The 21,882-nt window shown below is 36.7% G+C and carries 19 protein-coding genes; 13 read left to right on the top strand and 6 right to left on the bottom strand.

The genetic code is table 11. The features are described from left to right. Position 1 precedes the first annotated feature (1 nt). The 12 genes from CA2015_RS05960 to nagB all read left to right on the top strand — a co-directional run bounded on the left by CA2015_RS05960 (position 2) and on the right by nagB (position 13,014). On the top strand, positions 2–1,114 hold the full coding sequence (locus tag CA2015_RS05960) for a D-TA family PLP-dependent enzyme (RefSeq protein WP_048641080.1): 1,113 nt from the start codon (positions 2–4) through the stop codon (positions 1,112–1,114). Between the two features lie 36 nt (positions 1,115–1,150). Then, positions 1,151–2,221: a dipeptidase gene (locus tag CA2015_RS05955; RefSeq protein WP_048641079.1), complete on the top strand. Its 1,071-nt coding sequence runs from the start codon at positions 1,151–1,153 to the stop codon at positions 2,219–2,221. A gap of 226 nt (positions 2,222–2,447) precedes the next feature. After that, positions 2,448–2,960, top strand: coding sequence for an RNA polymerase sigma factor (locus CA2015_RS05950; protein ID WP_048641078.1), 513 nt, complete (start codon positions 2,448–2,450; stop codon positions 2,958–2,960). 3 nt (positions 2,961–2,963) lie between these two features. After that, on the top strand, positions 2,964–4,445 hold the full coding sequence (locus tag CA2015_RS05945; protein ID WP_048641077.1) for a phytoene desaturase family protein: 1,482 nt from the start codon (positions 2,964–2,966) through the stop codon (positions 4,443–4,445). Positions 4,446–4,470: 25 nt separating this feature from the next. Next, positions 4,471–5,316, top strand: coding sequence for a phytoene/squalene synthase family protein (locus CA2015_RS05940; protein ID WP_048641076.1), 846 nt, complete (start codon positions 4,471–4,473; stop codon positions 5,314–5,316). Between the two features lie 179 nt (positions 5,317–5,495). After that, positions 5,496–6,341 carry a 4-hydroxy-3-methylbut-2-enyl diphosphate reductase gene (locus CA2015_RS05935; protein ID WP_048641075.1) on the top strand — a complete coding sequence of 282 codons (846 nt, stop codon included), beginning with the start codon at positions 5,496–5,498 and terminating at the stop codon, positions 6,339–6,341. 34 nt (positions 6,342–6,375) lie between these two features. Then, a complete protein-coding gene (locus CA2015_RS05930; RefSeq protein WP_048641074.1) occupies positions 6,376–7,086 on the top strand; it encodes a fatty acid desaturase in 711 nt (236 codons plus the stop codon). Positions 7,087–7,149: 63 nt separating this feature from the next. Continuing rightward, complete coding sequence (locus CA2015_RS05925) at positions 7,150–9,552, top strand: TonB-dependent receptor (RefSeq protein WP_048644379.1); 2,403 nt, start codon at positions 7,150–7,152, stop codon at positions 9,550–9,552. 199 nt (positions 9,553–9,751) lie between these two features. After that, entirely contained in the window at positions 9,752–10,888 is a 1,137-nt protein-coding gene (locus CA2015_RS05920; protein WP_048641073.1) for a BamA/TamA family outer membrane protein, read from the top strand. Positions 10,889–10,950: 62 nt separating this feature from the next. Beyond that, positions 10,951–11,574 (top strand): class I SAM-dependent methyltransferase, encoded by a 624-nt coding sequence (locus CA2015_RS05915; RefSeq protein WP_048641072.1) that lies wholly within the window; start codon positions 10,951–10,953, stop codon positions 11,572–11,574. Between the two features lie 11 nt (positions 11,575–11,585). Continuing rightward, the gene (locus CA2015_RS05910; protein WP_048644378.1) at positions 11,586–12,188 is read left to right on the top strand and encodes a trimeric intracellular cation channel family protein; all 603 of its coding nucleotides are present in this window, start codon (positions 11,586–11,588) and stop codon (positions 12,186–12,188) included. Between the two features lie 97 nt (positions 12,189–12,285). Continuing rightward, on the top strand, positions 12,286–13,014 hold the full coding sequence (gene nagB / locus CA2015_RS05905; RefSeq protein WP_048641071.1) for a glucosamine-6-phosphate deaminase: 729 nt from the start codon (positions 12,286–12,288) through the stop codon (positions 13,012–13,014). 27 nt (positions 13,015–13,041) lie between these two features. Here the strand turns inward: nagB and CA2015_RS24420 are convergent, their stop codons facing one another. Both CA2015_RS24420 and CA2015_RS05895 read right to left on the bottom strand, forming a co-directional pair. Continuing rightward, the gene (locus tag CA2015_RS24420) at positions 13,042–16,017 is read right to left on the bottom strand and encodes an ATP-binding protein (RefSeq protein ID WP_053086649.1); all 2,976 of its coding nucleotides are present in this window, start codon (positions 16,015–16,017) and stop codon (positions 13,042–13,044) included. A gap of 140 nt (positions 16,018–16,157) precedes the next feature. Next, positions 16,158–17,417 carry an aspartyl protease family protein gene (locus CA2015_RS05895; RefSeq protein WP_048641070.1) on the bottom strand — a complete coding sequence of 420 codons (1,260 nt, stop codon included), beginning with the start codon at positions 17,415–17,417 and terminating at the stop codon, positions 16,158–16,160. A gap of 432 nt (positions 17,418–17,849) precedes the next feature. On the opposite strand from CA2015_RS05895, the gene CA2015_RS05890 reads away from it, so the two are divergent. Then, positions 17,850–18,320 carry a Fur family transcriptional regulator gene (locus CA2015_RS05890; RefSeq protein ID WP_048641069.1) on the top strand — a complete coding sequence of 157 codons (471 nt, stop codon included), beginning with the start codon at positions 17,850–17,852 and terminating at the stop codon, positions 18,318–18,320. A 33-nt stretch (positions 18,321–18,353) separates the two neighbouring features. On the opposite strand, the gene CA2015_RS05885 is transcribed toward CA2015_RS05890, so the two are convergent. The 4 genes from CA2015_RS05885 to CA2015_RS05870 form a co-directional block, all read right to left on the bottom strand. Continuing rightward, entirely contained in the window at positions 18,354–18,800 is a 447-nt protein-coding gene (locus CA2015_RS05885; RefSeq protein WP_048641068.1) for an SRPBCC family protein, read from the bottom strand. Positions 18,801–18,824: 24 nt separating this feature from the next. Continuing rightward, positions 18,825–19,763, bottom strand: coding sequence for a protease modulator HflC (gene hflC / locus CA2015_RS05880; RefSeq protein ID WP_048641067.1), 939 nt, complete (start codon positions 19,761–19,763; stop codon positions 18,825–18,827). A gap of 37 nt (positions 19,764–19,800) precedes the next feature. After that, positions 19,801–20,790, bottom strand: a complete 990-nt coding sequence (gene hflK / locus CA2015_RS05875; RefSeq protein WP_048641066.1) for an FtsH protease activity modulator HflK — start codon at positions 20,788–20,790, stop codon at positions 19,801–19,803. Positions 20,791–21,051: 261 nt separating this feature from the next. After that, a complete protein-coding gene (locus CA2015_RS05870; RefSeq protein ID WP_048641065.1) occupies positions 21,052–21,672 on the bottom strand; it encodes a cytochrome c oxidase subunit 3 in 621 nt (206 codons plus the stop codon). Between the last annotated feature and the right edge of the window lie 210 nt (positions 21,673–21,882).

Here is a 21,882-nt window from a genome sequence, read left to right as displayed (position 1 = left end):
TATGAATGACAAATGGTATCAATTGAACCATCCTGAAAAAATAGATAGTCCGGCACTGCTGGTGTATTTAGACAGGGCAAAAGAAAATATTCAAAAAGTCATCAAAGAGGTAGGGACACCTGACCGATTGAGGCCACATATAAAGACCAATAAATCCGCTGAGGCTTGTAAATTAATGATGGATGCCGGAATTAAGGCCTTCAAGGGAGCAACCATTGCGGAAATTGAATTACTTGCATCTATAGGTGTAAAAGATATTCTTCTGGCCTATCAGCCTGTAGGGCCTAAAGTAGATCGGTTTTTGGCTTTGGTTTCAGATTATCCAGATGTAAAATTCCATTGTCTATTAGATCATATTAATGCAGCTGAAGCTTTGAATGAAAAAGCATTGGCTAGCAATAATAAAATAGGGGTATATATCGATTTAAATGCAGGAACGAACCGAACAGGAGTAGTTCCGGGAAAGGCGGCTGTAGATTTATTTGAACAAATCTATCAATTGGAAAGCTTGCAAATTACTGGGTTTCATCTTTATGATGGGCATTTAAGAAATCCTGATCTAAAGCTCAGAGAAATAGCTTGTGACGAAGGTTTTGCGCCTATTTCTCAAATGAGGGAAGAGTTAGAAAATAAACACAAGTTGACACTTGATATTATAGCTGGAGGAACGACTACCTTCCCTTTTCATTCCAAAAGGGAACACATTACTTGTGCTCCTGGTACGTTTATTTATTGGGATGAGGGTTATGCAAGTGGACTTCCAGAGCAGTCTTTTTTATATGCAGCATTGGTATTGTGTAGGGTGATATCTTTGCCTACTTCCTCATATGTTTGCGTTGATCTAGGCTATAAAGCCATTGCTTCTGAAAATCCACTAGCTGAACGGGTGAAATTTTTAAATGCACCCAATTTAGTACCTGTGAGCCATAGTGAAGAGCATTTGGTCTTGGAGGCAGGAGAAGGACATGCCTATAAAATAGGTGATGTTTTGTATGGTGTTCCAATTCATATTTGCCCAACAGTTGCTTCTTATCAAGAGGCGATAGTAATTCAAAAAGGAGATCAAATTGATACCTGGCGTACTGTAGCGAGGGAAAGGAGGATTACTTTTTGAGGACAATAATTTAATTCATTTAAATCAACCACAAAGATGTTTACAATAGATGCCCATTTAGATTTAAGCATGAATGCGCTTGAATGGAACAGGGACCTTACGCAACCTGTAGAGGAGATAAATGCTAGGGAAAAAGGGATGACCGATAAAACCGATCGGGGGAATGCTACGGTTTCTTTGCCTACCTTAAGAAAAGGTGAAATAGGATTGGTAGTAGCAACTCAGATAGCGCGATACGTGGCTCCTGATAATCCGCTTCCTGGTTGGAACAGTCCTGAGCAAGCCTGGGCTCAAACTCAAGGGCAGCTTGCCTGGTATGAAGCCATGGAGGCCAAAGGTGAAATGGTTCAAATCAGAGATAAAAAAGCTTTGAACGATCACGTGGCTCTTTGGATGAATGGAGAGCCAAATGATAAAAAACCTATTGGTTATATTCTGTCACTTGAAGGAGCTGATTCAATAGTGGATCTGAGTTATCTTGATAAATCCTATGAAAAGGGTTTAAGGGCTTTAGGTCCGGCGCATTATGGACCTGGTAGATATGCTCAAGGTACGGATGCTTCTGGTCCATTGGGTAAAAATGGCCGTGCCTTATTAAAGGAGATGGAAAGGCTTAATATAATCTTAGACGCTACTCATTTGTGTGATGTGTGTTTTTGGGAAGCCTTGGACCACTTCAATGGCTCAGTTTGGGCTAGCCATAATAATTGCAGGGCGTTGGTAGATCATAATAGGCAGTTTAGTGACGAGATGATCAAGGCCTTGGTAGATAGGGGTGCGGTGATTGGTGGCGCATTGGATGCTTGGATGATGGTTCCTAATTGGATAAGAGGTACCTCTTTACCTAAAGAGATGGATTGTGACTTGGAAAAAGTCATAGACCATATGGATCATATCTGCCAAATAGCAGGAAACGCCAATCATATCGGAATCGGTACAGACTTGGATGGGGCCTATGGAAGAGAGCAAAGTCCTTATGACCTCGAAACAATTGCAGATTTAAGGAGGATTCCTGGAATGTTGCAAAAAAGAGGTTATTCTGAAGCTGATATTGAGAAAGTGATGCATAAAAACTGGCTTAGATTTCTAAATGAAGCTTGGTCATAAATTATTTTGTTTAATATTATATGTAAATATTAAACAAAAATTCTTAAGCTTGTTTAAGCGAAATTCTTGGTAAAATCCCCCTTTAGATGTCTTTAGGGGGATTTTTTTTATTTAATTTTTCATTTATCAACTATTTTGTTTAACAAAATAAAAAATAAATTAGACAAAATATTTGCTATAGTGTTTAACAATGACTATGTTTGATTAAACAAAAAAAACAGGATCCATGACAACTTTAGAATTTAGTTATTCGCTCACAAAGCTCAGTACATCCTTAAAGCCATTTGCATTGAAACTTACCAGAGATATGGATGATGCAAATGATTTGTTACAGGATACGATGGTGAAAGCCTTTACCAACAAGGATAAGTTTACTGATGGTACCAATTTGAAAGCTTGGTTGTATACCATAATGAAGAATACTTTTATAACCAATTACCAAAGGATGATTAGGAGAGGGACCTTTGTAGATACTACTGAAAACCTTCATTTCCTTAATTCCGGATCAGCTGTAATTGAGAATGGGGTGTTTGGAGATTTTACAATGAAAGACATTACCAAAGCCATTGATAAATTGGATGAGGTTTATAAGTCTCCATTTTTGATGCATTACAGAGGTTTTAAGTATCATGAAATAGCGATTAAACTAAATATACCCATAGGAACCGTAAAAAACAGAATACATATTGCAAGGAAAATTTTAAAAGACGATCTTAAGGTTTATACCACCATCAACTAATAAATGGGATCAAAAGAAGTAATTGTAATAGGGTCAGGGTTTTCGGGGCTTTCCTCTGCCACACATCTTGCAGCAGAAGGATTTAAGGTGACCATTTTGGAGAAAAACGAGGTTTTTGGAGGAAGGGCAAGAAAGTTTACTTCAAATGGTTTCACCTTTGATATGGGGCCTAGCTGGTACTGGATGCCGGATGTTTTTGACAGGTATTTTAGGAATTTTGGTAAAAAAACATCTGATTACTATGAGCTGATTCGCCTTGATCCCTCCTACGCGGTGTTTTTCGGCGAAAATGATATAATGAATATCCCTGCTAATTTGGATGAATTCAAGTTGGCACTTGAAAATTTGGAGCCTGGTGTGTCTGAAAAACTAGATGAGTTTTTGGAACAAGCGGCTTTTAAATACCAAAGAGGGATTTATGATTTGGTACATCGTCCCAGTTTGTCATTGATGGAATTTGCAGATCTAAAGTTGTTTAGAGATGTTTTAAGAATGGATATATTTCAGTCCATGTCCAGTCATATTCGGAAATACTTTAAGAATGATAAAATCATTCGTTTAATGGAGTTTCCGGTTTTATTTCTAGGAGAAACTGCCCAAAATATTCCTGCTCTATATAGTTTGATGAACTATGCAGATATCGCATTGGGTACTTGGTATCCCAAAGGAGGAATGCATAAAATTATTGAAGGCATGGTTTCTCTTGCCGAGGAGCAAGGTGTGGTACTTAGAAACAATGCTGAGGTAGTGAAAATTACCGCAGCTGAAGGCAAGGCAAAGTCGGTTCAACTTGCCAATGGTGAAGAATTGCAATTTGACGTGTTGGTGGCAAGTGCTGATTATCACCATGTCGATAAGCATTTACTTGATCCAAAATACAGTAATTATAGTGATAAATACTGGGACAAACGGGTTTTAGCTCCTTCTTCTCTTTTGTTTTATTTGGGAGTAAATAAACGTTTAAAAAACCTTCTTCACCACAACTTGTTTTTTGATGAACCACTAGAGCCTCATGCAGATGCCATTTATAGTAATCCAAGATGGCCTGAAAAACCTTTGTTCTACGTTTCTGTACCTTCCGTTACAGACCCTAGTGTAGCACCGGAAGGAATGGAGAATTTGTTTTTATTAATTCCTTTAGCGCCAGATTTGGAGGACAATGAAGCCACTAGGCGAAAATATTTTGGATTGATTATGGACAGGTTGGAAAAGCATACAGGTCAGGATATTAGAACTCATATCATTTATAATCGGTCCTATGCGCACAGTGATTTCAAGAAAGATTATCATGCTTTTAAAGGAAATGCCTATGGATTGGCAAATACTTTGAAGCAAACGGCAATTTTAAAGCCATCTCTTAGGAATAAAAAATTAACTAACCTATATTATACAGGTCAGTTGACTGTTCCTGGGCCTGGAGTTCCTCCTTCTTTAATTTCTGGAGAGGTAGTAGCAAAAGAAATTTCAAAGCAATTACGAGGTTAATTAATTTTCACTTATTGAGAATGACATGAAGGACGCTAAGCAACTTTTTGATGATACTGCCCTAGAGTGTAGTAAGTTAATTACACAACGTTACAGCACCTCATTTACGCTAGGAATCAGAACCCTGTGTAAAAAATTACACATGCCAATTTATGGTATTTATGGATTTGTTCGCTATGCTGATGAAATCGTAGATACTTTTCATGATAAGGACAAAAAAAGTTTGTTGGATAACTTTAGGGAAGACACCTATAAGGCTATCAACGAAGGTATAAGCATGAACCCCGTTTTGCATGCCTTTCAGTTAATTGTAAACAAATACCATATAGAAAGAGAGCTCATAGATGCTTTTCTTAACAGCATGGCAATGGACCTTGATTTTGCTACTTATAATGACTCTAAATACAAAGAATACATATACGGGTCAGCGGAGGTAGTTGGGTTAATGTGCTTGAGGGTATTTTGTGAAGGGGACAAGAAAAGCTATGAACACCTAAAGTACGCTGCCTGCAAATTGGGATCAGCTTTTCAAAAGGTAAATTTCCTGAGGGATTTGAAGAGTGATTATGAGGATAGAGGCAGGGTGTATTTTCCAGGAGTTGATTTTAAAAGTTTTGACAGCAAGACAAAATCGGAAATAGAAATGGACATTAAACAAGATTTTGATGAAGCACTGATAGGCATAAATCAATTGCCTAAAGGAGCTAAGCTAGGTGTTAAAATTGCTTATCTCTATTATTTGAAGTTGTTTTATAAGATCAAATCACTGCCTCCTGAAATAATAACTCAAAGGAGAATCAGGATACCGAATACAAGAAAGTTTGCCCTTTTAATTAGTACTTATTTTGGCTTCAAAGTAGGTTGGAATTAAGGACTTTTACTTAAGTTTTATTTAAGAATTCGGTCAAAAAGAGTGGGTTTTTAAGCTTTTGATAGGAACTGTTTCGTTAGCAGACTTTGTTTACCTGTATAGACAATATTTTGCCTAACCTGAATTAGAAAAAGAGCCTTGTAAAAAAAACATTTGTTCAATTAGTTGGTTTATAAGACATGTTAAAATTGGATGTACATATTGATCAATATTCAGGTTTTTGCTTTGGAGTAGTTTATGCCATAGAAATGGCTGAGGAAATCTTGGAAGAAGAAGGCCTCCTTTATTGTCTTGGAGATATAGTACACAATGATGAAGAAGTCAAAAGGTTAACAAAGAAGGGCTTAATAATTATTGATCATGAAGCACTTCAAAAATTGAAGGGCGAAAAAGTTTTGATCAGGGCCCATGGGGAGCCACCTGCCACCTATGAACTGGCTATTAAAAATAACCTTACTTTGGTAGATGCCAGCTGTCCAGTTGTGCTGAAACTTCAAAATAGAATAAAGAATTCATACGATAAAAAAGAAAACATCTATATCTATGGGAAACATGGGCATGCAGAGGTAATTGGCCTGCTGGGACAAACGAAGAACAAGGCAGTAGTATTTCAGGATATAGAAGAACTGGATCTGCCCAACCTGCCTAAAAACATTACCTTATACAGTCAGACCACCAAAAGCACTGACAAGTTTTATGAAATCAATAAAGTGCTTACAGATAGCGGAATCACGATCAATACAAATGATACCATTTGTCGTCAGGTTTCCAATCGTGATAAAGAATTAAGGGTATTTGCTGCTCAATATGATCATATTGTATTTGTAAGTGGTACCAAATCTTCAAATGGTAAGGTTCTATTCAACGTATGTAAAGAAAAAAATCCTCAAACCTATTTCGTGTCTTGTCCAGAAGAAGTAGACCCGAATTGGTTTGAAGCAGGTCAAAGCGTGGGAATTTGTGGGGCCACTTCCACTCCAATGTGGTTGATGCAAAAGGTAGAGGAGACGATTAAGTCGTTTTGATAGTTTTTTGTTTCTTTGATTTTTAATTGTGTTCATGAAAATTTCCTTAAAAAGACAATTGTCTACATCTATAGATCCGAAAGGTCTTATTATCGCTTTTTCGATTATTCTTTTGTGGTTTATTTCATTGATTTTTTTACTAAATCTTCAAGTAGATTATTCCAACCCACTTTTGTATTTAGGATTATTTGTACAGATGCACCTATATACTGGTCTTTTTATTACCGCTCATGATGCCATGCATGGTGTAGTTACTAGAAATAAGAGGTTAAATCATTTTATTGGTGGGTTTGCTGCCATGTTGTTTTCTTTTAATTTCTATTGGAAGTTGTTTCCAAATCACCACAAACATCACATGCATGTGGCAACCGCAGATGACCCGGATTACCACAGTTCAGGCAAGTTTATTCCTTGGTACCTGAGTTTTTTATTGTCTTATTTAAGCTTTTGGCAGTTTCTTTTAATGGCAATAACCTTTAATCTGCTAAAATTAGTTTTCCCTATATCGAATTTGGTGCTTTTTTGGATGTTACCGGCGATATTATCAACTTTGCAATTGTTTTATTTTGGTACATATTTACCTCATAAAGGAAAGCACAGTAACAGGCATCATTCAGGTACTTTAAAGAAAAATCATTTTTGGGCATTCATTACATGTTACTTTTTTGGCTACCACTTTGAACATCATGAATTTCCAAATACACCATGGTGGAGGCTTTGGAAAACAAAACAACTATCTAACTAATTGTTCAGTAAATATTCTGAAACTGGAAATACAGGTTTACAAATCGAGACACTACCATTGGTTATGAAAAAATATTCTTTGTCATTTTTGTTATTTTTATCTTGCCTTGCCTTGTATGCCCAAGAGGGGACAATTCAGGGAAAAATCATTAACCCTATCAATAATGATCCCATACCCTTTGCAAATATCGTTGTACAGGGATTGGAAATTGGTGCTGTCTCAGATTTAGATGGGAATTATATTATCACCGGATTGGAGCCCGGTCTGTACAATTTGAAGGCTTCATTTGTTGGGTTTAAACCGAAGACGGTTTTTGAAGTACAAGTAACTAAAGCAAGTGCTGTACAATTGGATTTTGAACTAGAAGAGGATGCTTCAAACTTACAGGAAGTTGTTGTGGATGCTACCTTTAGTAGAACGGAAGAAACGCCTGTTTCTGCCAGGCAGCTTAATGCCAATGAAATAGAAAGGTACCCGGGAGGAAATAGAGATATCAGTAGGGTGATCCAATCCCTGCCTGGAGTAGCAAGTTCAGCTAGTTTTAGAAATGACATTATTATACGGGGTGGTGCCCCGAATGAAAATAAATTTTTCATAGATGAAATAGAGGTTCCGGTAATTAACCACTTTGCTACCCAAGGTTCATCAGGTGGACCAGTCGGGATATTAAATGTTAACTTGATAAAAAATGTTGAAGTTCTGAGTGGAGGGTTTCCAGCCAACAGGATGAATGCCTTGAGTTCTTTTTTTGAATTCCAATTGAAAGATGGGAGAAGGGACAAGATGCTCACTCAGGTTACATTAGGAGCCAGTGAAATTACCTTGTCGAATGAAGGCCCAGTAGGTGAAAAAACAACCTATATTTTTTCAGCGAGAAGATCATACCTTCAAGCATTGTTCCGATTGATAGGTTTGCCTTTCTTGCCCACTTTTAATGACTTTACTTTTAAAACAAAAACAAGAATCAATGACAAGACCGAACTTACGGTTCTAGGTGTTGGGGCTATAGATCAATTTGCGCTTAATTTTGATGTGCCAGATGATGAGCCAGAAGAAGAAAGGGAAGATAGGTTGTACTTACTTGATAACTTGCCCATTTCCACACAATGGAATTATGCCACAGGAGTTAAACTAAAGCGATTCAGGGACAATGGTTTTTGGACATTTATTCTGAGTAGAAATATGCTGAACAACAGGTCCTATAAATATGCAGGAAATGATGAATCCAACGAAGACAATCTGCAATACAATTATTTGTCTCAGGAGAGTGAAAATAAGTTTAGGGCAGAAAACAGTATTTTTTCAGATGGATTTACCCTTCAATATGGGGTTAATTATGAATTCAGTCGCTACCTAATAGAGAACTACGATACTCAATTTACTGAAGATGATGGTCTGCCTCGTGATGTGTCTTCTATTTCGCTTTTTCATAGTTATGGCGGGTTTGTCATGGGGAATAAAAAATATTTTGATGACCGTCTTGTGGTCAATATGGGGCTCCGAATGGATGGGAGTGGTTTTGGTAAAACGGCTAAGAACCCCTTGAATCAACTTAGTCCAAGGTTTTCTACAAGTTACCAATTGAAGGACAATTTGTTTTGGAATACGAATGCAGGTATTTATTACCAGAAGCCACCGTATACTGTGATGGGCTTTCAAAACAATGAAGGGGTTTATGTGAATCAAGAAAATGACGTTAAGTTCATGAGGAGCACCCATTATATCACAGGCTTTGAATGGCAGTTTCCCGCAAAGAATAGGAAAATATCTGCTGAGGTGTTCTATAAAAATTATGCAAACTACCCTAGCTCTATTAGAAATGGAATTGCCTTAGCCAATCTTGGAGCAGATTTCGGAGTGATAGGGAATGAGCCCGTAAGCTCAGATGCAAAAGGTAGAGCTTACGGACTGGAACTTCTAGCTCAACAACGGCTTTTCAATGGATTTTATGGAATAGCGGCGCTAACCTTGGTTAGAAGTGAATTTACCAATCCTTCTACAGGGTACCTACCTTCCTCTTGGGACAACCGATTTATTGTTAGTCTAACTGCCGGTAAAAGATTTAAAAAAGATTGGGAAGTTGGTGCTAGATGGAGATTCTTAGGAGGTACACCTTACACCCCTTATGACATTGAGTCCTCAGCTTTGCGCCAAAATTGGGATGTGTTCAATAGAGGGCGATTAGATTACACAAGGATCAATGGCGAACGACTTAAAAGTTTTCATCAATTAGACCTTAGGGTGGACAAGAAATACTATTATAACAAATGGAACCTTAACTGGTACTTTGATATACAGAATGCCTATAATTTCCAAGCAGAACAACAAGCTAATTTAATTCCTCAGCGTAATGACCAGGGAGGTTTGCTTGTAGATCCGGAGGATCCTAGTCGTTATTTAATAAGGGAGGTTGCTAACCCTGCAGGGACGGTATTGCCTACTATTGGTGTAATTGTGGAATTTTAATCAATATTTGAAATGAGTATCCATTCAGGTTTTAGGGATGATGGAATAGTTTTTTCAAATCTAAATGAACTGTAGATATTAAAAGTATGATTTTTCCACTTGCTTAAATCCCAATACTATCCATGTATTGGCGTTTAGGATAAAAATCACCTTCTTCTTATTTCGGCTAAGATACTTTTAATGGTACCTTTGGGGCCTAATGAAGAAGATAAGCGCTTTTTTTCTGGTTCTGTTGCTGCATAGTCAGTTTTTGTTTGCTCAGAAAGGCGATACCATTTCAGCTCCAGTAGCACTGGTTGATAAGTTATTTGGCTTTGCTGATAATCTGGTTGAGCGAGTGAGTACAGATACCTGGACCTTTATTCCGGCCATTACCTATGCACCTGAAACAAGTCTTGGGGTAGGTGGGCGTGCAATGAAAATTTTCAGGCTAGACAAAAATTCCTCACAAACCAAAAACCGACCATCTTCTCTACCGATTACTTTTCTTTACACGCTGAAAAACCAATTGATTTTAACTGCTGAGGTAGATCTTTGGATGGACCAGAATAATTCATTTTTAAATTCAAGACTAGAGCTGGCTGATTATCCATTTGTGTTTTCTGGCATAGGAAATGAGGTTACCGATCAGGAAGAATATTCTACCAGGTATTTGTATTACCATCTACTGTACCATACAAAAATTGCCAGAGGAGTCTACTTGGGGCCTAGGTATGAGTTTAGAGCTGATAATATTTACGAAAAAGTAGAGGATGGACTGCTTGAGACAGGAGGTGTTACTGGAAGTAATGGCCAAAGTTTATCAGGATTAGGGCTGTCATTAAATATTGATACCAGGGACAATATTTTTCAACCGTCTAAAGGCATGTATAATCAATTATCTTGGATGGAATTTCATTCTGTTTTTGGAAGTGATTTTAATTTTACTCAGTGGGTGTTTGATTTTAGAAAGTACCAGAAAATCGGTGCCAATCAGGTGATTGCGGGACAGGCTTGGTTTAGTTTTACACGAGGTGCAGCACCCTTTCACCACCTTTCAATGGTAGGAGGAAGTGACCGGATGCGGGGATATTTTGAGGGCAGGTATAGGGATAAACATGCCATGGTTTATCAAGCAGAATGGAGGTTTCCTGTATATAAGAAATTAAATATGGTATTGTTTGGAAGCAGTGGTCAAGTTGCAAATAATTTGTCAGGATTTCACCTTCGAGACTTTAGGTATGCTGGAGGTTTAGGATTTAGGTACAAACTAAATTCCGAGGGATTGAATCTTAGGATAGATTTGGCTTTTGGAGATCAATCTGCTTTTTATTTTGGTTTAAATGAAGTTATTTGATGCAGCCAAGAGATGGCTCATTCTAAGCGGATATTCTCACAGAATCTTTAAAGAGATGAAATATGGAGGTTAATGAATTAAATAAATTGCTAGGCAATATAGACCTTTACTTACTTGATCAATTATTAAAGGGTAGATTCTCTAAGGAGATGATGATTTTAGATGCTGGCTGCGGAGAAGGAAGGAATACCCATTATTTCATTCAAAAAGGTTATAGAATTGTAGGAGTAGATAGTAATCCTTCAGCCATTAGTATGGCAAGAATATCTGGCAGAACATTGGATCCTAATTTTGACCCGCTTCGTTTTCAGGTAGCTGAATTGGAAGATATACCATTTCATACAGAAGCATTTGATGTGGTTTTAAGTAGCGCTGTATTACATTTTGCTAATAGTGAGGATCATTTTCTCACGCTATTTAAAGAGCATATGAGGGTTTTGAAAGATGGAGGTGTCTGTTGGTTGCGAATGTGTACAGACGCAGGAGGAGCCTTCGATTTAGTGGACAAAACATCACATTTAATGCAAAAACTTCCTGATGGAACAGAAAGGTTTATTTTGACCGAATCCTTAATCAAGAAAGTCATGCAAGAACACCAGTTGTCACTATTGGAACCGGCAAAATCAGTAGTAGTACATAATAAAAGAGCCATGGGGGTATTCGTATTTCAAAAAGGGGGTAATTGACAATGGAAATAATAGATATGCAATATGCATTGGAGTTGGTGGGGACCTACTTTTTTGCTATTTCTGGTGCCTTAGCTATTCAAAATAAAGACCAGGATTTATTTGGCGTAGGGTTTATGGGCTTTATTACCGCCATAGGTGGAGGTAGTTTAAGAGATATTTTGATAGGCGCTTATCCCTTGGTATGGATTGAGAATGTTACTTTCCTGTATGCCATTTTTGCTGGTTTGATAACAACCTTTGTGTTTTTCTCCCACATGGCCAAGCTTCGCAAGACTTTGTTTTTATTCGATACATTGGGGATTGCATTTTTTACAATTTTAGGGGTGGAGAAATGTTTGAATTTAGGCTTTAGACCAGAAGTAGCGGCCATTATGGGCATGTTTAGTGCGGTGATGGGTGGTGTAATTAGAGATACTTTGACCAATGAAATACCCATACTCTTTAGGAAAGAAGTTTATGCTTCAGCTTGTTTGGCAGGGGCTGTATTGTACCTTACCCTAGATTCTTTTGGTGTTGTAAGAAATACCAATCTTTTGGTATCCATAATGCTGATAATAATCATCCGCTTGGTAGCAGTTAAATTCAAACTCAATTTACCCATTCTCAAATAATACTTAATTTTGGCTTTTATTTCCTTTTACCATTGATGGTCATTTAATCGTTATCTGAGTATCTCATTTATTATTGAAATTTAATTATTATTGAATTATGCAAATACAGATTTTTCAAGACGAGAAAAGTTTACACCATGCCGTTGCTCAAACGCTTATTGATGCTGTTAAAGCAAACCCAAAAGTTGTCTTGGGATTGGCTACTGGTAGTTCTCCTCTGGAAACTTATAACAATATGATGGTAGATCACCTGAAAAATGGAACTGACTACTCAGCTGTGGTTACTTTTAATCTGGATGAATATGTAGGCCTAGAGGGGACCCATACTCAGAGTTATAGGTATTTTATGAATACCTCCTTGTTCAATGGGCTTAACATTCCTTTAAGCCAGACCAATGTGCCTGATGGGACAGGAGATCTTAAGGAAGTTTGTGAAACCTATGAAGCTAAAATTGCCAAAGCAGGGGGGATTGATTTGCAACTGTTAGGAATAGGTACCAATGGGCATATAGGGTTTAATGAGCCAGGAACTTCCTTTGATACAAGAACACATATCACTGAATTGCTTCAAGAAACCATAGATGGAAATGCGCGTTTTTTCGAGAGTGCAGCAAGTGTGCCCAAAAAAGCGGTAACCATGGGGATTCAGACCATTATGGATGTAAAAAGAGTGATACTGATTGCCTATGGAAGTAAAAAAGCAGCAGCAATTCGAGACATGGTAAATGGGCCTGTGACAGAATCTATGCCTGCTTCCATTCTTCAAAAGCATCAAGATGTTACTTTATTTCTTGATGAGGAAGCTGCGGCTTTGCTCAAGGCATAGATATTATTCAGGAGTAGGAACCGCGAATTAGTTCTGGGAAGGGTGTATGATTAGATTTCTCAGGTAAACTTTGAATACGGTTCCTTTTCCTACTTCACTTTCTATTTCAATTTTGCCATCATGGGCCCTGATTTGTTCACGAATTAGATACAAACCTAGACCTTTGCCCTCAACATGGTTGTGGAACCTTTGGTATAGTCCAAAAATACGGTCTCCATACCTTGATAGGTCTAGACCAATACCATTGTCTTCAAACCTGATCACACAATAATTTTTTTCCTTATAAGTATTGATTTTAACTACAGGACTACGATCCGGATGCTTGTATTTGACTGAATTGGTCATGAAATTCATGAAAAAGCTTTCCAGATGAGCATACACATAATTTATCTCATCTAATTTCGAGAAATCCTTTATTATTTTAATTCCTGATTCTTTCAGTTGATTGAAAAGGCTTTTTTCTACATTATTGAGCAATAGCTTAAAGTCAATTTGCTCTACTTTAGGGATTTTCTGCTTTTTTATAGAAACAACCTCAATAAGGTCTTGTAGGGTTGTGTCAAGTAAGTTGGTGGAGATTTTAAGGTTCTCCCAAACCTCTTTATTGCCAGGGTCTGCTGGGTTATCCTCGTTGTATAGGTCTATAAGCAAGGCTATGTTTACAATAGGTGCTCGGAGATTATGAGAAACGATATAGGCAAATCTTAATAACTCTTCATTGTGTGATTTCAGGTCTTTTATTAACTTTTCTTTATCTGATTCCAGCTTTTTAGCTTCGGTGATGTTTTGCTTTACCAGAAGTATCCTGTCAACCTCCTTTGAATTGTTCATCAGTGGTACACCACTTTGAAGAAATTTCTTTTGATTTGACTCTGTTTCGTAACTTACCCTTTGTCCTTTTAGAACTTTTTTAAGGCTAAGTCTTGTGATTTGCAGATTTTCTCCTGTAAGCTTACTTAGTAGATTGGTGCCAATCAATGATTTTGGGTCTGTTCCTGACAATTGATATTCCTCCCCATCCGTAAATAAATAGTTAAATGATTTGTCCAATACATCTACTGAACCACGGGGGAAGTTTTCGGCTATACTCCTAAATATCTGTTCTGATTCGATTAATTTTTTTTCAGAAAGCGTTCTATCCGTAATATCATCTACAAAAAGAACATAAGACTCCTTGTTGTCATTCCCATATTGTATTTTGGTAAATGAGATCTTTAGCTCTTTGTAATTGTCTTTACTTGTGAGTAAATGATAGTAAGCAGTTTTTGAATTTGTTTTTAAAAAATCAGAAATGACCTCAAGTAAAGTTGCCTGGACATTCCCTTTAATTAGCTTGGTATTCATCAGTTCCTCCTTACTTTTCACATTGAAGACAGGAAGGGTTTTGTTATTGATTAAAATGAGCTCAAACTGATGATTTACGGCGAAGATGGCATAGGCTGTACCGTTGAGAATAGCATCATGCATGAAATTGGTCTCCTGAAGCACATTCTCAAATCTAAACCTGTGAAGCTCTTTGCTTATCCAGTCCCTTAGAATATTAAACAGCTCGTCATAATAGGCTTTATTCTTGAGGGGTTGGTCATGAAGTAAACAAAGTACACCAATTTTATTCATCTCAGTGTCGAATAATGACAATCTAAGCAGTGAACAAAGGGACAACTCTGTTAGTAATGAAGTGGTCTCAAATGTTTCATTATGATTAACCAACAAGAAATTATTATTTGGATCCAAAGGGAGGAGTATTTCATTTAGGAAGTTCTGCCATTTTTTGTCCTTGTCATTAAGTTTTTCTCCCAAACCACAAATGGACAATATTTCCATTTCATTATTATTGGAATTTAGATTGCCTATAATGCTATAGCAGAAGCCTAATTTTCTAAATATTAGGTGGTTGATCTCTTCAAATAGGCTTTTCCCTTTAAAAAAAGTGGAAATAGCTGAAATCTCTGTCAAGATTTTTTGAATAAAATTATTTTCAGAAAGGTTATGTGCCTCTCTATCATGACCATTTAACGGTCTTCCTTCATTTTGATGATGGAGCGCATTGATTAATGTTCCTGTGAGCCCCTCCTCATTCGTGTTGGGATTATGAAAATTTCTGACCTTATTTGTAAGGTACTGAAAATGGCCTTTTTTATTTTTAACTCTATAGGTAAAAGAGGATTCACTATTTTCATATTGCTCTTTTGAAATGAAATCTTCCAGTGATTTTTGATCATCAGGATGAATTAATTTAAGCCAATTTTTGAATTCGAAACTTCTTAAATTGCCATCTTCATAGCCCAATAGATCGTTTAAAGGGCCTGACCATAATATTTCTTGACTGTTTCTTAAGTACTTAAAATAAATAACCTCATGGTCCTTTTTATTGTTTAAAGCAGAAACACTTATGTCCGTAAAATAAAGAGATTCTCTGTCCTGATATTCCTCTAATTCAAACAGTTTATAATCTGGAGAAAGATTTCTGCTCTTTAAAGTCAGTGATTTGAATCTTAATTCAAGGTTTTCATTGATCAATTTTTCGATTGAAATTTCTGGAAAATGAGCAAAGCTATCCTTTAAATAACTATGAAGCTCTCTAAGGTTTGAAGGAAAGTAATTGACGTTGGATTTTGCTTCGGTAAGGATGGATTGGTCTTTTGAATTGATCAACCACGAGTAGGCAATACTGGACTGGTTTTGACTGATCATGGTATTGACAAGCACACTGTTGTTTTCTTGTGGCAGAAGACAACCTTCAAATTTTAACCACAAGAAGGATTGATGATCAAAAGCGAGAGGGAGTTCTAGTTTTTTTCCTTTTTCAAAATGTTCAATTATTGTTTGAAAAAGGGAGCCTTGAAGGGTCGGGAATAAGGCATTTATTTCTTCATTGTCTAATTGCCTAATCCTTTGTTTATTCCAGGATAAAAAATTATAAGATTGATAAAGAATTTCAAAGGCGCCGTTGTTAGACTTATTAAAAGTTAGTAAAAGTGTTTTGAAAATATTTTCAATCATCTGGTGGTTGGGGAGCAAAACCAAAAACTATATAAGAATTCAATAAATTTAAAAAAAAAATCTGATGTTAATACAAAAAAAGTATCAGAGTCAATATTTACTATGCTAAATTCATTATTTTACTTATATTTTGTATTTAGCTACAATAGTTTCTCCAATAGAAAAGTCACTTTATGAATGTTCGTTTTGTCTTTGTCTTCAGGATCCATTCGAAGAAGCTCCAAGGATATTACTTTGCCTACTTCCGATCTGAGTAATTCTGTAATGTCGGAAAGTTCCCAAAACATTGCTGGAATCTTATTTATGGATACAATTTCATCCATGCTCCTTACTCCATGACGGAAACCCGGAGAGTCCTCCCTTACCTGATGAACATAATATCTTTTTTCTTCCAGAGAGACCACTCTAACTGTCAGTCCGCTCATGTCATACTTGAAAGGAGTTTTAAATTTTGCCCCTTTTTTATACAAAATTCTTTCGCGAGGATAATCTATAATGAGTTTCATGTGATTGAGTAGTTCTGAACCTAAGCTACCCATTCTTCCAGTATTAATCAATACTTCTGAATACTCGTTCTTTTCTGGGAAAGAGGTGATTACATTTCGAAAATTCAAGCCTTCTATGCTTAACTTTTTCACTCTTGCAACATGTCCTTCTAAGTCTCCCCCTAGGGACCTTCCTAAACTGCTCTCAATATTTACCTCTGGTAATTTAATCTCATCACTGGTTTCTTGATTGAGTAATAACCCGTGGTTAGCACCTGTGTCGATGAGCAATTTGGCCTCCAAATCAGGGCCGTCTATCTGCTTTATAGTGGTATTAATATAGGGCTTGTTTCCTTGTAACTCAATGGGGATTTCTCTAAACCAAAAAGGTTTCCATTTGAGGGATTTACGATTGTAGAAGGTGATGAGTCCATTGTCATAATCAACTTTGATAGGGTTGTTTTTGAAGAATTCATGTCCTATTACCCCATACACAGGTACTCCTATCACCTTTTCCAATTCTAGAAAATCTTCATCCAAAACAAGTATGGCTTGAAATATCCCTTCAATTGGACCCAGGTCAAAATGATTGTTTGGAGATACAGATGCACTTAGGACCGTTTTGCCATCTGCACCCACCAAATTAAGCTTTCGGGTGTAAACCATTTCCAATTCATCGGCTATGGATTTGCTGAAAAATATATTTGATTTTACTCCGGTATCAAATAGAAAGTTAACAGGAGGTCCACCATTGATGGAGACAGGAAGTAGTATTAGGCTGTTAGAATCAATAAAGGGTAGAACTACTTTCTTTTGGTCTCTTTTCAAATAAAAACCAGGCACTTGACCCTCTACTGAAAAAACCAGTAGAATCAAAGCCAAAAGGAAAAATTGCCACTTTGTCTTAAAATACATGATTCTTAATTGTTTCTTTAATATAGAAAATAAATTTCAGTAGTTAGAAATATTTGTCTCCTTAGTTAACAGCCACGACGAAATGGCAAAGTCGTTTTCTGATAAGGCAATAGAAAATATTAAAAATGGGCGCTTTCTATCACATTTTATTTACTGCCAACAAATCAATGAGAAAACCTTAAATAGGAAATGTATATTTAGTATAACTCTGAAAGAAGGAAGAGGTTTACATTTTGTAGTATAGATTATAAAAAGGCCGTTTCCACATAAATAGTAGACCTTTTAGTGCTTCTTTGTAGTGCTCTTGGAGTGTAAACGAATAGAAAGCCTATTTAGAACCGTTGAAAATAAGTGTAGAACGGCTTATTGGAAAGTTTTAGGGTTTGAAAAATCTAAAAAATAGCTCATCTTTATTCTTTACAATTAAAAATCATGGCCGATAAGTCGATAATAGAGAAAGCAAAAAAGATATTTGAAAATTACCTGGTAAGGCAAGGAAGCCGTAAAACCCCAGAAAGATTTTCTGTAATAGATGAATTGTATTCTTTACCTCAAGATGAGCATATAGATGTAGAAGGTTTGTTTCTAAGAATGAGAAACAACGGTTATTCAATAAGCAGGGCTACTATTTACAATACACTTGACCTTTTAGTAGAGTGTGGCTTGGCCGTAAAACATCAGTTTAAGGACAAAGTCGCCTTGTATGAACAAGCGCTTACCTATAAGCACCATGATCACTATGTGTGCAACCAATGCAGAAAAATTTTAGAATTTTCAGATCAAAGAATTAATTTGATTAAGGAAGAAATGGGCAATGTGTTTTCTTCACATATCACCAGCCATTCACTTGTACTTTACGGAGATTGTCAAATCCGTGATTGTGAAAATTTAGAAGTGCATTAAACTCAGTTCAATATCTTTTATAGAGTTGCTGTTTTAATTCTCCTTGGAAAAAACCTTTTTATATATAGGCTTTCTCATTGAGAATTGAAAATATAGCAATGGATACAATAAATAGTCAAGTAGGCGTATTGGGCTGGAAAAACTGATTTCGTCTATTATTTTAGCCTGATCATTTCCATCTGAGATAATTCGATGCTTGTGATGCCATTTTTTTAGGAAAAAGGGTAGTTTAAGCCCTTCATCGACGAAAAAGTATTCATTCCTATCCAAATGGTCGGCAGTAATCTCACTTGTCCACACCTGCTTAAAAAATATAAAATTCAGTTCTAGACTTACAAGATCTCCTTTTGAAGAACCATCAAAACGCAGTAATTTGACAGGAGGGAAAGGCGGGTTCAATGCCTTGAATAAATCAGCATTAAACCCACTTTTGACTTTTAAATAGTTTTGATTTACATTGGTCGTTAACCTAAACTTCATGTTTCCTTTAGATTTGCAATTGGATTATTGCATTTTTTTCAAGTACTTGAAAAGGTCACTGTCAGAGGATATTACCAAATTGGTGTTTCCATCTAGAGAGTTTTCAAGTGCTTCCATAGAACGAAGGAATTTATATAAATCTATGGATTGTCTGTTTCTATTATAGGCTGAGGCATAGATCTCTGTAGCTTCAGCATCGGCCCTACCACGTATTTCTTCTGCCTGTCTCGTGGCTTCTGATTGAATCTGTGCCAAATCACGTTCCTTGTCACCAAGTATCTTTCTAGCACCACCTTGTCCTTCAGATCTGAACTGGTCTGCAATTCTATTTCTCTCACTTATCATCCTGTCATAAACTCTGTCCCGTACTTCATCCACATAGTTCATTCTTTTAAAACGGAAATCAAGTATTCTCACTCCAAGATCAGAAGTTCTTTCATTGGCTTTTTGTAAGATAATGTCTTCTATTTTGTCTCTTCCTACTTCTATTTCTTCAAGTATTTCAAGCTCCTCCATAAATTCCTCGGTTATTTCAGGTTCTCTGTTGGTAGACCGGACAATGTCAAGTAGGTTGTGGTTGGCGATTGCATTTCTAGTCTCTCCATCAAGGATGTCGTCTAGCCGTGACTGAGCAGATCTCTCATCTCTCAGTCGGATGAAGAATTGAAGCGGATTGGTGATCTCCCATCTTGCATAGGTATCTACGAAAATATATTTTTTATCTTTTGTTGGGACCTGGTTTTTGTCTCCATCCCATTCAAGATAACGTTTGTCAAAAAACTGCACTTTTTGAATAAACGGTACTACAAAATTAACTCCTGGACTCGTCCTTGGTTCACCAATAGGTTTCCCAAATTGGGTTACTATGGCTTGCTGGGTTTCGTCAAGTATAAATATACTTTGAGCAGATAGTATAGCTCCTATAACTATCAGTATGATGTAAAATAGATTACTTTTTTTCATGCTTTGATGAGGTTAATGTTAATGTCCGTACTTAAACTTAAGGGTTGGGAGTTGTTGAAACATTTGGCTTATTGATGTTCAACAATGGCAGGACGTTGCTTCCCCGTTCATCAGTGATGATTTTATTTCCAATTTTTGGTAATACTTTCTCAAGTGTTTCCAGATAAATTCGTTGTTTGGTAACTTCAGGTGATTTTATATAAGCCTCAAATATGGAGGTGAATCTTTCTGCTTCTCCTCTTGCACCATTTACCCTGTTGAGAGCATAAGCCTCTGCAAGCTGTATGGTTTCTTCAGCTTCTCCCCGCGCTCTTGGAATAATTCGGTTATAGTCAGCTTCAGCCTGATTTATTAGTGTTTCTCTTTCTTGCTGTGCTTCGTTGACTGCATTGAAACTTGGTTTTACCGGTTCTGGAGGATTTACATCTTGCAATACTACCTGGTCTACCCGGATTCCATTTTCATACTCGTCACACATCTCCTGAAGCAACAATTCTACACTTGTAGCTATTTCTTGTCTACCCACTGTCAATACCTCATTAACAGTTCTGTCTCCCACCACTTTTCTCATGGCAGACTCCGACATGTCGTTTAACGTTTTTTCAGCATTTCTTACCTTAAACAGGTATTTGTAGGAATCGACAATTCTATACTGTACTACCCATTCCACATCTGTCAAGTTCAGGTCGCCAGTCAGCATCATACTTTCGTCCACATAGCCAGACTTTGCATATTGAGATTGTCCACTTGTAGAAGTGGAGGTAGAGCGGAAACCAAATTCCTGCTTTAACTGCCTTTGAACTGGTATTTTATACATGGTTTCTACAAAAGGTATGATGAAACTCAATCCAGGAGAAACCGTACGGTTGTACTCTCCAAGTTGAATGATAACTCCTTCCTCCTCTGGGCCTACTGTTTTAACGGCTGAAAATACCATGACAATGACTACCAATCCGATAATGATTTTGGATAAGTATTTCTTTATCCAGTCCGGATCGATATTAATTTCAAATTGATTTTCTGACATAAGATTACATTTTTTGCAATTTACAATTAATTGATAGAAATACCTTTGGTAACAGTTTTCATTTCCTCCCTTAAATTATCAATATGGAAATTTATTCGGAATAAGGCAATAATGGTGTGTAAGCACAGTACAAATGCAGGATGTTAAATTAAGTGTAATAGGAAGAAAACCTCTGATTTTGAATTGATTCTACCTAGTGTAAGTTGTTCTGTTTCTTGGTTTTTGCTTGAGGATTAATTTGGGCAGGGATACATTACATGCTCATAGCACCCAAAGAAAAAGACCAAACAAGATCAACCATACTATGTCCATGAATTTCCAGTAAACGATGAATAATTCAAGCTTCATCCGTTGATAAGGATTCGTTAGTAATACCAATGCTTTTACCTCGTCCTTTTGGCTTTTGTGAATAAGTGACAAGAGTACTATGGCGTATATCATTGCTCCCAGGAGGTGAACCAAATGAATGCCGCTTAATAAATATAAAAAACTTCCAGAGGGTAAGCCTGAAAAATCCACCCCAGATTTTGCTAGTTCATTCCATCCTAAAAATTGCAAAAACGCAAAGGACAGTCCAAGAATTAAAGTTAGAAGAAGAGTGGATTTTGTTTTCTTTAAATTATGAGATAAATATGCAGGTAGAATTTTTTCTGAAATGAAAGCACTCCCAAATAATATTAAGCTGCTTACTATAAATGATTTAGGGATTGTATTTTGAGCGAAAGTGCTGTTTGCTGATTGGGAGAAGACAAATGCGGTAGTTAAGAAAAAAAAGACAAGACCACTACTAAACATTGCCAAATAAATTAGGGTTTGGTAGGGGTGCATTTGTTCAATTTTTTTAAACCAATGCTGTCTTTTTCTTACTTTTTGCACATTCATCTAGTAAGTAACAATTGAAAGGCTAATAATGTTGTTTTTGGCTGTGAAAAATTGAACATTATTACTTCTTATGGCACAATATTGGTTTATATATCCTAATTCCTCTGAGGGTTTTCAATGTTATTTAATAAATTGCAAACACTTATTTTCAACCCGAGTTTGGTTTTTCAGAGCGCAGGCGAAAGCCTAGCAAAGAAAAGAATCAGCCTA

It is taken from the genome of Cyclobacterium amurskyense (assembly GCF_001050135.1).
Taxonomy (GTDB): Bacteria; Bacteroidota; Bacteroidia; order Cytophagales; family Cyclobacteriaceae; genus Cyclobacterium; species Cyclobacterium amurskyense.
This window is presented reverse-complemented; position numbering and strand designations above follow the sequence as displayed.

Coding starts and splice junctions, on each gene's coding strand:
- hflC (WP_048641067.1), bottom strand. CDS start 19,763: ATGAAAAAAAGTAATCTATTTTACATCATACTGATAGTTATAGGAGCT.
- CA2015_RS05960 (WP_048641080.1), top strand. CDS start 2: ATGAATGACAAATGGTATCAATTGAACCATCCTGAAAAAATAGATAGT.
- CA2015_RS05925 (WP_048644379.1), top strand. CDS start 7,150: ATGAAAAAATATTCTTTGTCATTTTTGTTATTTTTATCTTGCCTTGCC.
- CA2015_RS05915 (WP_048641072.1), top strand. CDS start 10,951: ATGGAGGTTAATGAATTAAATAAATTGCTAGGCAATATAGACCTTTAC.
- nagB (WP_048641071.1), top strand. CDS start 12,286: ATGCAAATACAGATTTTTCAAGACGAGAAAAGTTTACACCATGCCGTT.
- hflK (WP_048641066.1), bottom strand. CDS start 20,790: ATGTCAGAAAATCAATTTGAAATTAATATCGATCCGGACTGGATAAAG.
- CA2015_RS05885 (WP_048641068.1), bottom strand. CDS start 18,800: ATGAAGTTTAGGTTAACGACCAATGTAAATCAAAACTATTTAAAAGTC.
- CA2015_RS05940 (WP_048641076.1), top strand. CDS start 4,471: ATGAAGGACGCTAAGCAACTTTTTGATGATACTGCCCTAGAGTGTAGT.
- CA2015_RS05950 (WP_048641078.1), top strand. CDS start 2,448: ATGACAACTTTAGAATTTAGTTATTCGCTCACAAAGCTCAGTACATCC.
- CA2015_RS05870 (WP_048641065.1), bottom strand. CDS start 21,672: ATGAATGTGCAAAAAGTAAGAAAAAGACAGCATTGGTTTAAAAAAATT.
- CA2015_RS05945 (WP_048641077.1), top strand. CDS start 2,964: ATGGGATCAAAAGAAGTAATTGTAATAGGGTCAGGGTTTTCGGGGCTT.
- CA2015_RS05955 (WP_048641079.1), top strand. CDS start 1,151: ATGTTTACAATAGATGCCCATTTAGATTTAAGCATGAATGCGCTTGAA.
- CA2015_RS05890 (WP_048641069.1), top strand. CDS start 17,850: ATGGCCGATAAGTCGATAATAGAGAAAGCAAAAAAGATATTTGAAAAT.
- CA2015_RS05895 (WP_048641070.1), bottom strand. CDS start 17,417: ATGTATTTTAAGACAAAGTGGCAATTTTTCCTTTTGGCTTTGATTCTA.
- CA2015_RS24420 (WP_053086649.1), bottom strand. CDS start 16,017: ATGATTGAAAATATTTTCAAAACACTTTTACTAACTTTTAATAAGTCT.
- CA2015_RS05935 (WP_048641075.1), top strand. CDS start 5,496: ATGTTAAAATTGGATGTACATATTGATCAATATTCAGGTTTTTGCTTT.
- CA2015_RS05930 (WP_048641074.1), top strand. CDS start 6,376: ATGAAAATTTCCTTAAAAAGACAATTGTCTACATCTATAGATCCGAAA.
- CA2015_RS05920 (WP_048641073.1), top strand. CDS start 9,752: ATGAAGAAGATAAGCGCTTTTTTTCTGGTTCTGTTGCTGCATAGTCAG.